Genomic DNA, 14,977 nt, shown 5'->3' on the forward strand with positions numbered 1-14,977 from the left:
ATGAAAACCAATTACTTGACTCATACTAAAAAAAAGTTATCCTTTACAATTGGGAGCTATTTTTTCTCAATAAAACTACTCAGAAAAGTGGGGAATAAAGAAGATGAAAAAAGCAATACTCGCTTTGTTCATGATGGTCAGCATCGCAATGCTTGCAGCCTGCGGAAACTCACAGGACAGCGGATCTAAGTCAAAAGACGGCGATCTTTGGGCTTCTGTCAAGAAAAAAGGCGTACTGACCGTCGGCACAGAAGGAACGTACGAACCGTTTACCTTCCATGATAAAAAGAGTGACAAACTGACCGGGTATGATGTTGAAGTGATTCAGGAAGTCGCGAAACGCCTCGGTCTGAAAGCTGACTTCAAAGAAACACAATGGGACAGCATGTTTGCCGGATTAAACGCGAAACGGTTTGACGTCGTTGCCAACCAAGTCGGCAAAACAGGCCGTGAGAACCAATATGATTTTTCTGATAAATACACAACGTCAAATGCAGTCGTCGTGACCAAAAAAGACAGCACGATTGCGAAAGAGACTGATGTCAAAGGAAAAACAGCGGCTCAGTCATTAACAAGCAATTACAATAAATTAGCGAAAGAAGCCGGCGCGAAAATTGAAGGCGTTGAAGGCATGGCGCAATCCCTTCAGCTCATTCAGCAGGGCCGCGCTGATCTGACTTACAACGATAAGCTTGCCGTACTGAACTACTTAAAAACGTCCGGCAATAAAAACGTGAAAATCGCGTTTGAAGCAGGCCAGCCGCAGCAGACGTATTTCGCATTCCGAAAAGGAAGCGGCGAACTTGTGACTCACGTCAACAAAGCGTTAAAAGAAATGAAAGAGGACGGGACTCTTTCTAAAATAGCGAAAAAATGGTTCGGCGAAGATGTTTCTAAGTAACATGCCGGAACCCGTGATTGCAACAGCCATTCCTTGGGATCTGGTGCAGCAGTCATTCTGGCCGATTCTTTCCGGGGGAATCTATTACTCGATTCCCCTTACCATTCTTTCCTTTATTTTCGGAATGATCATCGCGCTGATTACGGCGCTCGCCAGAATGTCAAATATGAAACCATTGAGATGGGTGTTCAGCGTATACGTATCAGCGGTGCGCGGCACTCCTCTTCTCGTTCAATTGTTCATCATTTTTTATCTGTTCCCGACATTTAATATTACGCTGGACCCTTTCCCAAGCGCAGTCATCGCGTTTTCATTAAACGTGGGCGCCTACGCTTCTGAAATCATCCGGGCATCTATTTCATCCGTGCCGAAAGGGCAATGGGAAGCCGGTTATACGATCGGCATGACCTATCGCAAGACATTGTTCCGCGTGATCCTGCCGCAGGCGTTTCGCGTGTCCATTCCGCCATTATCAAATACATTTATCAGCCTGATCAAGGATACATCTCTCGCGTCACAGATTCTCGTCGCGGAGCTGTTCAGAAAAGCGCAGGAAATCGGCGCGCAAAACCTTGATCAAATCTTGGTCATCTATATTGAAGCCGCCTTTATTTATTGGATCATCTGCTTCTTGCTGTCAATCGTACAGCACGTGATCGAACGGCGTCTCGACCGTTATGTGGCCAAATAAGGAGGTTTCGATATGCTTTCCGTCAAAGGATTAAATAAATCATTCGGGCAGAATGAAATTTTAAAAAAGATAGATATGGAGATAGAAAAAGGGAAAGTCATCGCCATTCTGGGACCGTCCGGTTCAGGAAAAACGACGCTTCTGCGCTGTCTGAACGCGCTTGAGATCCCCAATCGCGGCGAGCTGGCATTCTCCGATTTTTCAATAGATTTCTCCAAAAAAGTGAAGCAGGCTGATATTCTTCGCCTCCGCCGCAAATCAGGCATGGTCTTTCAGGCGTATCATCTGTTTCCTCACCGCACGGCGCTTGAAAACGTCATGGAAGGACCCGTTCAAGTGCAAAAGCGCGACAAGGAGCAAGTCAGAAAAGAAGCGATGGAGCTTCTGGAAAAAGTCGGACTGAAAGACAAAATGGATTTATATCCGTTCCAGCTTTCCGGCGGTCAGCAGCAGCGTGTCGGCATCGCCCGCGCGCTTGCGATTCAGCCCGAGCTGATGCTGTTTGACGAACCGACGTCAGCGCTTGATCCGGAGCTGGTCGGCGAGGTGCTCAAAGTGATTAAGGATCTGGCGAACGAAGGCTGGACGATGGTCGTCGTCACCCATGAAATCAAATTCGCGCAGGAAGTGGCCGATGAAGTCATCTTCATTGACGGCGGCGTCATTGTGGAACAAGGACCGCCGGAGCAAATTTTCTCCGCGCCGAAAGAAGAACGCACGCAGCGGTTTTTAAATCGTATACTGAATCCTTTGTAGGAGCGGGAGAAGAAGCGAAACACTGATTTCGCTTCTTCTTTTTTTTGGCGGTTATGCTACAATGACAATTAATGAAATTTTATGAAAGAAGGGACCTCTTTGAAGCGGGAATTCTTGATGCGCTGGACGTTTTATTTTGCCGGTCTGTTAATTTTGTCTTTCGGGGTATCGTTAACCATTAAAGGAAAAGCTCTCGGCATCAGCCCTTGGGATGCCTTTCATTATGGGCTTTTTCAGCATTTCGGGCTTTCTGTCGGCCAATGGTCCATCGTGGTCGGCGCGGTCATCGTGGCTTTAACCTGCCTGTTCACAAGGACACTCCCGAAAATCGGCGCTATCTTAAACATGGTGCTGATGGGAATGTTTATTGATTTCTTTTCGTTTCTGCTTCCTGAGACGCACGCTTTTTCCTTAGCGGCCGTGTTTTTTTCTATCGGATTGCTGCTGATCGGCTGCGGCGTCGGTATTTACGTATCAGCAGGGCTCGGCGCGGGCCCCCGGGACTCTCTGATGATGCTGATATCTGAAAAAACGGGCTGGAACGTGCAATGGGTGCGGAACGGCATTGAGCTGACGATTCTTGCCGCAGCCTGGATGATGGGCGGACCGATCGGCGCCGGAACCATTATTACGGCTGTTTTGACGGGGCTGATTCTGCGTTTTTCTTTGCCGCAGTCCTCTAAACTGTTAACATACGCGATCTCCGGGCGGGCAACGTCCGTTCATTAAAAACAAAGCCGAAACGGTTTTGTTTTTTTATTTTCGGACAGCTTTCGTCTGATATGATAGGATGGTTTTGACAATATTTTCAGACGGAGGATCGAACATGAAGATTTACGGAGTATATATGGACCGCCCGCTTTCTGCAGGGGAAGAGGATCGGATGATGGCGGCCGTGTCCGCCGAAAAGCGGGAAAAATGCCGGCGCTTTTACCATAAGGAGGATGCTCACCGCACCTTGATCGGCGACATGCTGATCCGCACCGCTGCGGCGAAGGCTTACGGACTTGATCCGGCAGGGATTTCATTCAGCGTTCAGGAATACGGAAAGCCGTACATCCCCGCGCTTCCGGACATGCACTTTAATATTTCCCACTCCGGTCGCTGGATCGTGTGCGCCGTTGATTCAAAACCGATCGGCATTGATATTGAAAAAATGAAGCCCGGCACGATTGATATCGCCAAACGGTTTTTTTCGCCCACGGAATACAGTGATCTGCAAGCGAAACACCCCGATCAGCAGACCGATTATTTTTACCATCTGTGGTCGATGAAAGAAAGCTTTATCAAACAGGCCGGAAAAGGGCTTTCCCTGCCGCTTGATTCATTCAGCGTCCGCCTCAAAGACGACGGCCATGTGTCCATTGAACTTCCGGACGGACATGAACCTTGTTTCATCCGCACATATGAGGCGGACGAGGAGTATAAGCTGGCCGTTTGTGCGGCGCATCCCGATTTTTGTGACGGGATTGAGATGAAAACGTATGAAGAGCTGTTATAAGCAATCCGTCAGCATTTTGATGCCTCGCGTGATATCCCCTGTCTTGACGTTGGACACGTTGAGTTTGATGATATTTTCTTTCGGAAAATCCGATAGGTAATGGCTCTCAATCGGCTCCACCAGCACGCCTTGCGCTTTCAGACGCTGCACAACTCTTGAAGCGGAAAGGCTTTTCTCCAGCACGAGATGGGTATGGATCGACGTTTGCTTTACAGAAAAACCGCCGTACTCCTGCAGCGCGTTTTGGAGCAGCTCGGAACGTGCTCTGTAAGAGGCCCGGATTTTTTCTTTATGCCTTTTGAACATGCCGCTTTTGATATACACTTCAAGGGCCGCTTGGGATATCATCGAACAGTCGATATCGCTCAGCTTTTTATACGTATGGAAAACCGGGGCCAGCGAATCCGGGAGCACAGCCGCTCCAACACGCAGCCCCGGAAAAATCATTTTCGAAAAGCTTTTCAAATAAATCACGCGGGAAGACAGATCGTAGGCGTACAGCGGGTCTGCCTTCTGATTGTCCTCTAAATCTCCTAGGAAATCATCCTCAACCAAATAAACGTCATACGCCTCCGCTAATCGGACAAGCTCTCGTTTTTGCCATTCTGTCAGAGAGCTGCCGAGCGGATTATGAAATCGGGGCATCGTGTAAAAAAACTTAATTTCCTCCGTCTGAAACAGCCGCTCGACTTCCGCCATATCAAGCCCCTCAGCCGTCCGTTTAATGCCGCAGGCGGGAAGGCGCAGCGCTTCAAGCTGCTCCACCATCAGATGATAGCCCGGCTGTTCGATTAAAATCTTCTTTTTTCCGTTCGGAAACGGCATCAGAGACAGCAGGGATAACGCCTGCTGCACACCCGAGGTGATAAAAATGTTCCGCTCTTTTGCAAATACCTGATAATCGGATAACAGCGTCTGAAGCACCCGGATTAAAGACGGAAGCCCCTGCGGCGTGCCGTAAATGAACAAATCATTTTTATACATATCAATGGCTTTGTTGATGCAATGCTGAAAGTCGCGGTACGGAAAAATATCAGGGTCCGGCGCCGAGGCTGCAAAATCAATGATACCTGTTTGTTCTCGCTCCTGCTTTTTTTCATTTTTAATAAGATAGTAGCCGCTTTTCGGCACGGCATAAATAATGTGCCGTTTTTCAAGCTCCTGAAGCGCACGGATGACGGTGCTTTTACTGACGTGAAAACGCTCGGCCAGCTGCCTGATAGAAGGCAGCCGCGCCCCTTCCTGAAAAGTGCCGCCTTCAATGAGACTCTCCACTTCTATCATCACGTTCATATACTTTTCCATGCTGAACCTCCATCTGTACCGGTACAGTTTATCATTATTCTCATTGTACTGCTTCTTCCCTTCCCATACAATAAAAGGGAGCGGCCGGCGCTCGATCTCATTAAAGGAGTTCGTAAAGATGATTAATCAAAACCGTTTGGCTGCTGCTTACCTCGCTGCCATTTTAAATGCGCTGATTATCGGTTTTTCCTTTATATTTGTCAAGATTGCGCTTCAATCCGCCAATCCGTTTGATATATTGGCTCATCGGTTCACAGCGGCCTTCATCTGTGCAATGCTTCCTGTTTTATTCGGCTGGATCAAACTGTCCGTCAGCTGGAAGAATGTGCTGGCGATCTTGCCTTTGGCCCTTTTATATCCGGCTTTGTTTTTCAGTTTTCAGGCGTTCGGCCTTTTGTATTCTTCATCATCGGAAGCCGGTATCATTCAAGCCGCCATCCCGATTTTTACGATGCTGTTTTCGTCTTACTTTTTAAAGGAACGTCCGACATGGGCGCAAAAGGGATTCACATGCCTGTCAGTGGCCGGGGTGGTATTTATTTTCACAATGAAAGGGGTGTCCGCGGAATCGGCGAGTTTTAAAGGTGCTTTCCTGATCCTGTTGTCCGCGCTGTCCTCCGCCCTTTACAATACGGCAGCGAGACGCATGACCCAGCGTTTTTCATTGGGTGAGCTGACCTGGTGCATGTCTGCGATCGGCTTTGCTTCCTTCAACTGCATCGCTCTCTTCCGGCACGGAGCGGAAGGAACGATCGGGCAGTATTTTCTGCCCTTCCGCGATCCCGGTTTTATCGCAGCGATTCTGTATTTAGGCATTTTGTCTTCTCTCATTACATCATTGATGTCAAACTACGCGCTGTCCAAGATTGAAGCGTTTAAGATGAGCGCCTTTAACAATTTTTCCGTCCTCGTGACGATGCTTGCGGGTGTCCTCGTTCTCCATGAGTCACTCCGCTGGTATCATATCGCCGGCGCCGTCTGTATCGTCATCGGAGTCTTGGGAAGCAATGCTTCAGGACGGCGGAAAAAAAACATATTACGACATAGGGAAAAAATGAAAGGAAACGAAGACGGAATATGATCAACACACGAAATGAAAATATCTATCTCGCGGGCTGCTTAACATTTGCCGATGTAAGAAAACACTTTGCTTATCATCAAGGAAAATCCGCGGCTGTCTGTTTTTTGATTATGCTGCTGGCTTCTGCCATCTGTTTTGAAATGAACGGCCCGGTTACAGGCGGCACATGGGGCGTCAGAGCTCTCCTGAATTTCCTTGCAGCTGTGATTCTCTCTTTGGCAGTCACGGTGATCGCAACGGCAATCTCATTCTTCCGTCTTTACAGAACATACAAAACGAATCAGCGGCTGAAATCTGCCAGAAGTATTACGATTCATCAGCTCGGAATCAGCCAAAAACAAAAAAACGCAAGCATTCTTTTTGAATGGGATGAACTGCTCTCGGCTAGGGAGCACAAAGATATGTTTCGATTACAAACATCGGGTTACGGAACACTTCTGCTGCCGAAACGACTTTTCTATTCGCAAAAAGATATCGCCGTTTTCAGGCAAATGCTCCGGGAAAATGTGAATGGGAAAGTAAATGTAACAGAATAAAAGACAAAAAGGAGGGTGTCCCCCTCCTTTTTTGTCAGCCTGATATTTCCGCCTGTTTCTGCAGCTGCTTTGCTTCCTGATAAATTTCTTCGAACAGATCCGCGATGTGTTCCTCTTCAACACATGAAAATGCGATTCGCAAATCGGTTTCATTAATGGATATCGTCCCGATTCCTCTCTTTTCAAGCAACGACACTCTCAATTCGCCGGCGTTTATGTCTTTCAGCCGGACACACATGAAATAACCAGAGTTAAACGGGTAAGGCGTCCATACGTCATCATAGTGCTTGTTTTCTGCAAGAACGGCTTTCACTTTGTCAGCCCGTTTTTTCATGATGTTATATTTCAGCGATTTTTCTTTCTCGTATTCCGGTGACTGCATCGCCCGCAGCATAAACGTTTGGGACGGGTGCGGGGCGCTTGAAATCGTTCCCCTGATAATCCCTTTTGTTTTTTCCTCGAGCACGCGCAGCGCTTTTTCGCTTTTTGTGCTGTACGTAATAAAACCGACGCGGAAGCCCCACGCGTAATTTTCCTTCGTCGCGCCGTCTATTTTCACGCAAAGCACCCGGTCGTGCACTTGGGCGAGTTTGCTGAAGATGGATTCCTGAATGGCCGTTTCATCGTAAAACAGATTGTAATACGCATCGTCTACGAGCACGACAATCTCTTTGCCGGCTTCTGCCGCCTCCAGGATCACGCTGACGATTTCTGCCGCCTCCTCTTCCCCCGGCGTATAGCCTGTCGGATTATTCGGGAAATTCAGCACGACAATCGCCTTTTCTTCCTGCTTTTTCAGCAGCTCGGACAGCCCCGCCGCATTAAAACGCCCATCCTGCTGAAAAAGCGGGTAGGTCTCAATGGATGCCTTGCGCCGGACACCGAAAATGAAATTGTAATTTCCCCAATATTTATCAGGCAGAAGCAGCGTATCCCCTTCATTGACGAACAAGTCGGCGGCGATGCTCAGCCCGTGTGTTAAAGCGTTTGTCACGATCGGCGTGCTGATGTCTTTGCCGGCTAATGAAGGATTTTCGAGACGCATTTTTTTCAGCCATTCCTGTCTGAGCGGCTCTTTTCCCTGCGGCGGAGCATAATCGTAGATATCATCGGGGTTATAGGCGGACAGTGTCTCTTGAATATGGGAAAAGTGCATGGACTCGCCCTGTGAGGTGGCGATTCCGATCGTGGCATTATACTTTCCGGCCTTGGCTTTCGCTTCCGCCGATTGTGTCAGCACCCCTTTCGGATAAAACAACTCTCTGCCCAAATCAGAAAGCATATGAAGCACGTGCGGGTTTTCTTCAGATAATGTTCTGTTCAGCTCTTTTGCTGCATCATTCATGTACGACAATCCCTTCAAAATTATATTCCATCAAATCATAACATAAAATTTTTGATAAATGAGAAAACTCGCGGGCGGATTTTGTTACAAAAAACAGACAGCGAATGCTGTCTGTCATATCCTATAACAATTGGCCTGCAGTGCTCCTGTTAATAATCTCATAGATTCGTTCCGCCACTTTTTCAGTTTCACTTAATATGAACATGTGGCCGTCCGAAAACTCATGAAATACGGGATTGTCGGCCCATTTTTTCCATCCGTCCGCATCTTTGATACATTTTTTATCTTTCCGCCCGTTAAATATATGGACGGGTGATTGAATGATGTGAGAATCAGACGGACGGAAGCTTTCAAGCGCGCGGTAGTCGGATCTGAAAGAAGGCAGGAAAAATGACATGACCTCCTTATTCTCCACTAACTCCTGCGGCATTCCGCCAAGCTCGATAATATGGGCGAGAAATTTTTCATCATCAAGATGAGACACTTTTTTCCTTTCCACATGCGGCGGCTGAATGGCTGAGATGATCACGGCCTGCGGGTAAATGCCCTCCCGCTCCAGCTTTTGCGCCAGCCTGAAAGCGACCATGCCTCCCATACTGTGGCCGAACAGCACAAACGGGCGGTCAGGATGGAGATTCAACTCCTGCTTGTATAAACTGACAAGCTGTTCAAAATCCTCAACGGGGGACATTTGATTTGTTCCGTGTCCCGGCGGTTCCGCGGCAAGCATCTCACACTCACCTTGAAGATAGGTGTGGAGCGGGCGGAATGATGCGGAATAGCCTCCTGCGAACGGAAAACAGATAAGCTGCGTTTTTTCCGTGGTATCGAACGATTTAAAGAGCTGGACCATTGGCGGGCTTCCTCCTTTTCTATCGTGAAGTTGTCAGCTTCAGATGTTCCTTCCTTAGGAATTCGAGCAAATATGCCGCATTCCTTTCGAGACATTCTCCCTGAAGCATTTCTGCGTGCGTGCCGCAGCCTTTTTTCACACGGTATTCACCTGTCGTGGCTTCCTCCCACGAAGCGAGCCACGGCGGCATCGCAAAGTCCGGTTCTGACGTTAATAGATCTATATCCGCTTTGACCGTGCCGGTGCTGACGGTATGAACGAAATAAGAATAAAACGCGTTTGTTTTTTTGGCGAGACCTTCTTTGACGGCTTCGTTATTCAGCGCTTCATTGTCCCGGTTTACCTTCATCAGCGCCTGGACATCACTTTCTACGGTGCGGCCTTCCAAGTCGCTGACGCCTTGTTTTTTATAGGAATCAACCATGATCAGCCGCTCCACTTTACGGCCCCCTGCTTCAAGGCGTTTGGCCGTTTCAAAGGCGAGCGTGCAGCCTGCCGAGTATCCGAACAGCTTGACCGGTCCTTCCGGCTGGAGCTGATTGATCAGCTCTGTGTAGCGTTCGATGCGGTTGTCTTCCTCGATAAAATCAAACGCACAGATTTTATAGCCGGACAGCTGTTTTGCCAGCGGCTGGTACATCAGCCCGTAACCGAGAACCGGCGGGAACGCAAACAGTGTGTCAGACTGATTTTTATTCATGATGGTGAGATCTTTCATTCCTTTTTCTTCACCGTGAAGCAGATAACCGGCAATGTCTGCAATTGTCGTCGCTTCGAATAACAGCTGCACCGGAATGTCCGTACCGAGCTCTTTTTTAATGCGCGACGCTGCCGTCATCGCTTTTAAGGAATGGCCTCCAAGCGCGAAGAAATCATCATGAATCCCGATCTGCTGTCTGCCGAGGATGTCGGACCAGATGTGTGCAATCGTTTCTTCTGTCGCGTTTCGAGGCCCGATCCATTCTTTCGCCGCCTGAGCCTGATCCGGTTTCGGCAGCTGCCGTTTATTGACCTTCCCGTTTGTCGTTAACGGAAGCTCCTCTAAGAAAGTAAAGGTTTGCGGCACCATGTAAGCAGGAAGCTGTTTTTTCAGGTGCCTCTTTACGTCTTCAGCTGAAAGCGGCGTCCGGTTCACGAGGTAGGCGTTGATTGATGCATCTCCAGACTCATGGCGGTCCGCAACAACGACCGCATCTTTCACACCCGGGTATTCCTGCAGCTGCTTTTCGATTTCTTCAAGCTCAATCCGGTGTCCGCGTATTTTGACCTGGTCGTCAATACGCCCGGCGTATTCAATTGTTCCATCCGGCAGCCAGCGTGCTAAATCCCCTGTGCGGTAAAGCGTTTCTCCCGGCTTGAACGGATTTGGGATAAACGTTTGCTTCGTCAGGTCATGACGGTTCAGATATCCTTTTGATACACCCATTCCGCTGATGCACAGTTCACCGACAGCTCCGAACGGCTGAAGCTGATTTTGCCCGTTAAGAATATAAACACTGGCATTGCTGATCGGCTTTCCGATCGGCAATGAGGAAATGGAATCCGGTATGTCGTGCACGACGTGAGCTGTCGCAAACACCGTTCCCTCAGTCGGCCCGTAGCAATTAATCAGCTTGCCAGGCCCCATGATCTCAAGCGCCTTTCTGACGTGGGGCACTGACGCGCGCTCACCCCCGAATAACACACAGCGAAGCCCCTTCAGCCACTCCTCTCCCGCATCGGTGAGAAGATTAAAAAGTGCGGTTGTCGCAAACATGACATTGACATTCTCCTGCCGGATCAGATCAGTGAGCCGTTCTGTATCAAGCAGTGTATGTTCATCTGCGATAATGAGCCGTGCCGCATTCAGTATTGATGCGTAGAAATCAAAGGTAAATGCGTCAAAGGCGTAATTGGAAACAGATAAGAACGTATCTTTTTCAGAAAATGCCATGTAGTCTACATGCTTGACCAATCCTTGAATATTGGCATGAGTGGTGATATTGCCCTTTGGCTTTCCGGTTGTGCCGGACGTATACATAATATACGCCGGATCATCGGGATCAATTGCGGCTGCAGGATCGCTTGCCTGTTCCTCAAACCGTGCTCGATCATCGATGATGAGTGTTGTTCCTGTATACGGCAGCTGAGCCGCTTTTTCTTTCATCTCCTGATGTGTCAGCAGACAGGCTGCCGCACTGTCAGCCAGCATGTACGAGATTCGGTCCTCCGGCAGCTTCGGATCAACCGGCAGATAAGCCGCTCCCGCTTTTAATACGCCGAGAATGCCGATCACCAGCTCAAGCGAGCGCTTCGTGTACAACGCGACAACGGTGTCCTTACCCGCACCTTGCTTTTGCAAACGGCGCGCAAGACGGTTCGCTTCCTCATCTAATTCACGATAGGAAAGAGTCTGGCCGGAATACGTAAGCGCCGGTGCATCTGGATTTACATTCACCGCTTCCTTGAACCAATCTGTCAGAGGCTTCGCCTGATGAGTCTGAGCCGGCGGGTTTAAGCCGGTAAGCAGAAGCTCTCTTTCCTTTTCATCAACAAGTCTGATCGTATTGACAGGCTGATCCGGCTTCTGGATGAGCTGCTGAATCGCTGTGAGAAGCTGAGATTTTAAGCGCAGGATAAACGCCTCATCAAACACATTCCCGTTATAGGCAAGCTTAATCAGCATCTCATCACCTGGAGAAGCCATCAGGTTGAGATCATAATTCGATTTCTCAAAAACATGGACGTCCTCCATATCAAAGCCGTTTTCACTGTTTTCTTCATTTTTTGCATCCTGAAGCGGATAATTTTCAAACACAATGATGTGGTCAATCAGCTTTGGCTGATCGGCCTGGCTTTGGATGTCATAGAGCGGCACATATTGATGCGGCTCAGACTGCAGCGATTGCTCCTGCAGCTGCTTGAGCAAGCCGTTAAATGTGGTATCCTCAGACAGCTTCACCCGCCTCGGGACAGCATTGATAAACAGCCCGACCATATGTTCAACGCCTTTGATTTCTGCGGGACGCCCGGAAACGACTGTGCCGAAGATCAAATCTCCGGACTGCTGGTAGCGGCTGATTAATACACTCCAAACCGCCTGAAGCGCCGTACTCAAAGTGGTATGCTGCGATTTTGCAAGCTCGGTAAATGCTTTTGTTTCCGCCTCCGGCAGTGAGAAGAGCAGCTCTTTCGGCTCATAGCCGTCCTTTTGTTTCTTTCTTTGCTCCGCAAATGTCGTTTGTCCTTCAAAATCTTCTAAGTACCCGCGCCAGTAATGCAGTGATGCTTGTTTATCCTGCTTTTCAAGCCACTTGATATAGTCTTTATACGGTTTGACCGGCGGCAGGCTGTACGGCTTTTGTTCGCGCAGGGCATTGTATACCTTAAACAGATCCTGCACGACGATGCCGAAGCACCAGCCGTCCAAAATGATGTGGTGGTAGCTCCACACCCATTCAAAGCTTTCTTCCGATTTTTTAAAAATGGCTGCCCGCATCGGAATATCCCGCGTCAAATCAAAGCCCTTGATCTTATCCTGTTCTTTGTATTCATTGATTTTGGCTGTTTGCTCGCTGTCCGTTACATGTGTCAGATCGATTTCTTCTATCTGAAACTGCCGTTTTTTCAATACGACTTGGACCGGCCTTTTTACTTTTTCGTGAATGAACACGGTACGAAATACATCGTACCGGTCCATGATCACATTCATGCTTTCTTCAAGGCATCTGATATTCAAGCTGCCTTTTACTTTCATTGTCATTTGTTCGATGTAAAAACTTTGGCCGGGATTCAGGAGAGTATGAAACAGCATTCCCTCCTGCATCGGCGACAAATAATACATGTCCTGAACCTGATCTTTGCTGAATTGGCTCATCTGCTCCGCTCCCCCCTTCTGTTATCTGTTTTTGTCACGTTAAATTCTCCTCAAGCATGTCAAAGATGTCTCCCATTTCATCCATCTCAAGATCCTGCGCGCTGAAATCGCTCGGCGTAAATTCTTTCTCCTCTTTGGCCGTGCAATGGCGGATGATCATTAAGAGATTGTCTTTAAACCGCTGCATCTGTGTTTCGACGGTGCTTCTTTCATATTCTTCCTGATTGTATGAGCAGGAAATGACGAAGCGGCCGCCTGTAACCATCCCGCTGAAGCTCAGTGCGTATAACGCCTCTGACTCTTCGCTGACTTGACGTCCCATATCATATGGAGACGGCTCAAACCATTCCGTTTTCACTTCATTGTCAAACTGCCCTAAGTAGTTAAAACTGATTTCAGGCGTGACGCCTTTTTCTGTTTTATCAGATGACAGATACCGGAGAATCCCGTAACCGACGCCTTTATCAGGAACGCGCCGCACCGTCTCTTTTACCGTTTTAATGACGGAAGAGATGCCGTCTTCCTTGCTGATCTGCAGAATCAACGGATATTGGGCCGTAAACCAGCCGACCGTCCGTGAAATATTGACATTCGGTATGATTTCTTCCCGGCCGTGTCCTTCTAAGTTGATGCCGACTTTGCCGTTTTCCGTCCATTCACCGATCGTTAAGCCGAGCGCGCTGAGCAGAATGTCGTTGATTTCCGTCCCGTACGGATGATGAACATCTGTGAGCAGCTGTGCCGTTTCTTCCTCAGTCAATTCACATTTCACGGCCGCCGTATGTTTGACGAGCCGTTTGTTCGGATCATGGTCTTTCGGCAGCGGCCGGAGTTCTTCCGTATCTGCCTGCGCCCAATAAGCCGCCTGCTTTTTCAGCTCTTCTGATTGCGCAAATGTGTTCAGCGCCTCCGCCCAATCTTTAAAGGAGTGGGTTTTCTGCGGGAGGACGATGCTGTTTTGCTGCTGCGCCTGTTTATAACCTGAAGCGAAATCCTCAAGCAGAATTCTCCATGAAACCCCGTCCACGACGAGATGGTGAATCGCGATTAACAGATGATCGCCTTGTTCTGTCCGGTATTGCTCCGCTTTTAACAGCGGGCCGTTCTCCAGATCCAGACTTCCCTGAAGATGATCGGCAAGCCGCTGAATCTGGCTTTTCAGCATATCCTCGTCAGTTCCGTACAGATCAACGATTTCAAAGCTTGCCTTGCATTCTGTGACAGGGAGGTATGTCTGAATGATGCCTTCCCTTTCTTCACGGTAAACCATGCGGAGCGCATCATGGTGTTCAATCAATGCTTGCAGGGTTTTTTCCACCAGGTCCGGATCAAAGCCGTCTTTCGCGTGAAGCATGACGGATTGGTTCCAGTGGTGTTTGTCGGTAAAGTTTCGTTCAAAGAACCAGCGCTGGATCGGCGTTAACTCCGCTTCGCCTTCGACAGGGCCCTGGTCGGCCTGCTTGCCTTCCGTCCGCTCCACATAGGAGACGAGCTCTTCGATGGTCGGATGCTGGAAGAGATCTTTCATCTCCAGCTTGTAGCCGTGCTGGTTCAGGCGGCTCGCCATTTGGATGCCTTTGATCGAGTCCCCGCCGAGCGTGAAGAAATTATCGCTTACGCCGATCTGATCAAGACCGAGCACTTCCTGCCAAATGTCGGAAAGCAGCGTCTCCATCTCCGTTTCCGGCGCTTTGTACGCGGCGCTTCCCGCTTCAATGTCAGGCGCCGGCAGGGCCTTTTTGTCAATCTTTCCGTTCGCGGTGACCGGAAGCTCGTCCATCTCCACCCAGAACGCCGGCACCATGTAGTCAGGCAGCGTGTCTTTCAGCGCGGATTTGAGCGCTTCAATATCGTCCTGCTGAGGCGCGACATAGGCGCAAAGCGCGGTATTGCCCGCTTTGTCTTCCACGGCCGTCACCGCTGCGTCATGAACGTCCGCAAGCTGGGCGAGGCGGACTTCGATTTCTGAAAGCTCGATCCGGTAGCCCCGCACTTTGACCTGCTGGTCGATACGGCCGATGTATTCGATGCCGCACTGACCGTTCCATTTGACGAGGTCGCCGGTCCGGTACATGCGCTCGCCGGGCACGAACGGATCTGCGGTAAACCGCTTCGCCGTTTCTTCTTCACGGTTCAGGTATCCGCGCGCAAG

Annotated in this window: 12 protein-coding genes; 7 read left to right on the plus strand and 5 right to left on the minus strand. The window is 49.1% G+C overall.

Going from position 1 to position 14,977, the window contains the following annotated elements; genetic code table 11:
- Nucleotides 1-103 precede the first annotated feature (103 nt).
- The 5 genes from tcyA (at nt 104) to BGM27_RS18180 (ending at nt 3,849) form a co-directional block, all read left to right on the plus strand.
- Nucleotides 104-901 carry a cystine ABC transporter substrate-binding lipoprotein TcyA gene (gene tcyA / locus BGM27_RS18160; protein WP_007410247.1) on the plus strand — a complete coding sequence of 266 codons (798 nt, stop codon included), beginning with the start codon at nt 104-106 and terminating at the stop codon, nt 899-901.
- The gene (locus BGM27_RS18165; RefSeq protein WP_003156375.1) at nt 888-1,592 is read left to right on the plus strand and encodes an amino acid ABC transporter permease; all 705 of its coding nucleotides are present in this window, start codon (nt 888-890) and stop codon (nt 1,590-1,592) included. Before tcyA ends, BGM27_RS18165 begins: the two co-directional genes overlap by 14 nt.
- Nucleotides 1,593-1,604: 12 nt before the next feature.
- Nucleotides 1,605-2,348, plus strand: a complete 744-nt coding sequence (gene tcyC, locus BGM27_RS18170) for a cystine ABC transporter ATP-binding protein TcyC (protein ID WP_007410246.1) — start codon at nt 1,605-1,607, stop codon at nt 2,346-2,348.
- Between the two features lie 81 nt (nt 2,349-2,429).
- Nucleotides 2,430-3,077 (plus strand): YczE/YyaS/YitT family protein, encoded by a 648-nt coding sequence (locus BGM27_RS18175; protein WP_077392018.1) that lies wholly within the window; start codon nt 2,430-2,432, stop codon nt 3,075-3,077.
- A gap of 97 nt (nt 3,078-3,174) precedes the next feature.
- The gene (locus BGM27_RS18180) at nt 3,175-3,849 is read left to right on the plus strand and encodes a 4'-phosphopantetheinyl transferase family protein (RefSeq protein ID WP_007410244.1); all 675 of its coding nucleotides are present in this window, start codon (nt 3,175-3,177) and stop codon (nt 3,847-3,849) included.
- Here BGM27_RS18180 and BGM27_RS18185 read toward each other — a convergent pair.
- Complete coding sequence (locus BGM27_RS18185) at nt 3,844-5,154, minus strand: aminotransferase-like domain-containing protein (RefSeq protein WP_007410243.1); 1,311 nt, start codon at nt 5,152-5,154, stop codon at nt 3,844-3,846. The two genes, BGM27_RS18180 and BGM27_RS18185, sit on opposite strands and share 6 nt — an antisense overlap.
- Nucleotides 5,155-5,272: 118 nt before the next feature.
- Between BGM27_RS18185 and BGM27_RS18190 the strand changes: the two genes are divergently transcribed.
- Together BGM27_RS18190 and BGM27_RS18195 are read left to right on the plus strand one after the other, a co-directional pair.
- Nucleotides 5,273-6,235 carry a DMT family transporter gene (locus tag BGM27_RS18190; protein ID WP_007410242.1) on the plus strand — a complete coding sequence of 321 codons (963 nt, stop codon included), beginning with the start codon at nt 5,273-5,275 and terminating at the stop codon, nt 6,233-6,235.
- Entirely contained in the window at nt 6,232-6,771 is a 540-nt protein-coding gene (locus BGM27_RS18195) for a YcxB family protein (protein WP_007410241.1), read from the plus strand. Before BGM27_RS18190 ends, BGM27_RS18195 begins: the two co-directional genes overlap by 4 nt.
- 34 nt (nt 6,772-6,805) lie before the next feature.
- Here the strand turns inward: BGM27_RS18195 and BGM27_RS18200 are convergent, their stop codons facing one another.
- The 4 genes from BGM27_RS18200 to BGM27_RS18215 form a co-directional block, all read right to left on the minus strand.
- Nucleotides 6,806-8,116, minus strand: a complete 1,311-nt coding sequence (locus BGM27_RS18200) for an aminotransferase class I/II-fold pyridoxal phosphate-dependent enzyme (protein WP_007410240.1) — start codon at nt 8,114-8,116, stop codon at nt 6,806-6,808.
- A 121-nt stretch (nt 8,117-8,237) separates the two neighbouring features.
- A complete protein-coding gene (gene srfAD / locus BGM27_RS18205) occupies nt 8,238-8,969 on the minus strand; it encodes a surfactin biosynthesis thioesterase SrfAD (RefSeq protein ID WP_020953883.1) in 732 nt (243 codons plus the stop codon).
- 19 nt (nt 8,970-8,988) lie between these two features.
- A complete protein-coding gene (srfAC, locus tag BGM27_RS18210; protein WP_020953882.1) occupies nt 8,989-12,825 on the minus strand; it encodes a surfactin non-ribosomal peptide synthetase SrfAC in 3,837 nt (1,278 codons plus the stop codon).
- Nucleotides 12,826-12,859: 34 nt separating this feature from the next.
- Nucleotides 12,860-14,977, minus strand: a 2,118-nt coding sequence (locus tag BGM27_RS18215) for a condensation domain-containing protein (RefSeq protein ID WP_217031327.1), incomplete at its 5' end; no start/stop codon positions are given.

It is taken from the genome of Bacillus sp. FJAT-27001 (genome assembly GCF_019039175.1).
GTDB classification, from domain to species: Bacteria; Bacillota; Bacilli; order Bacillales; family Bacillaceae; genus Bacillus; species Bacillus velezensis.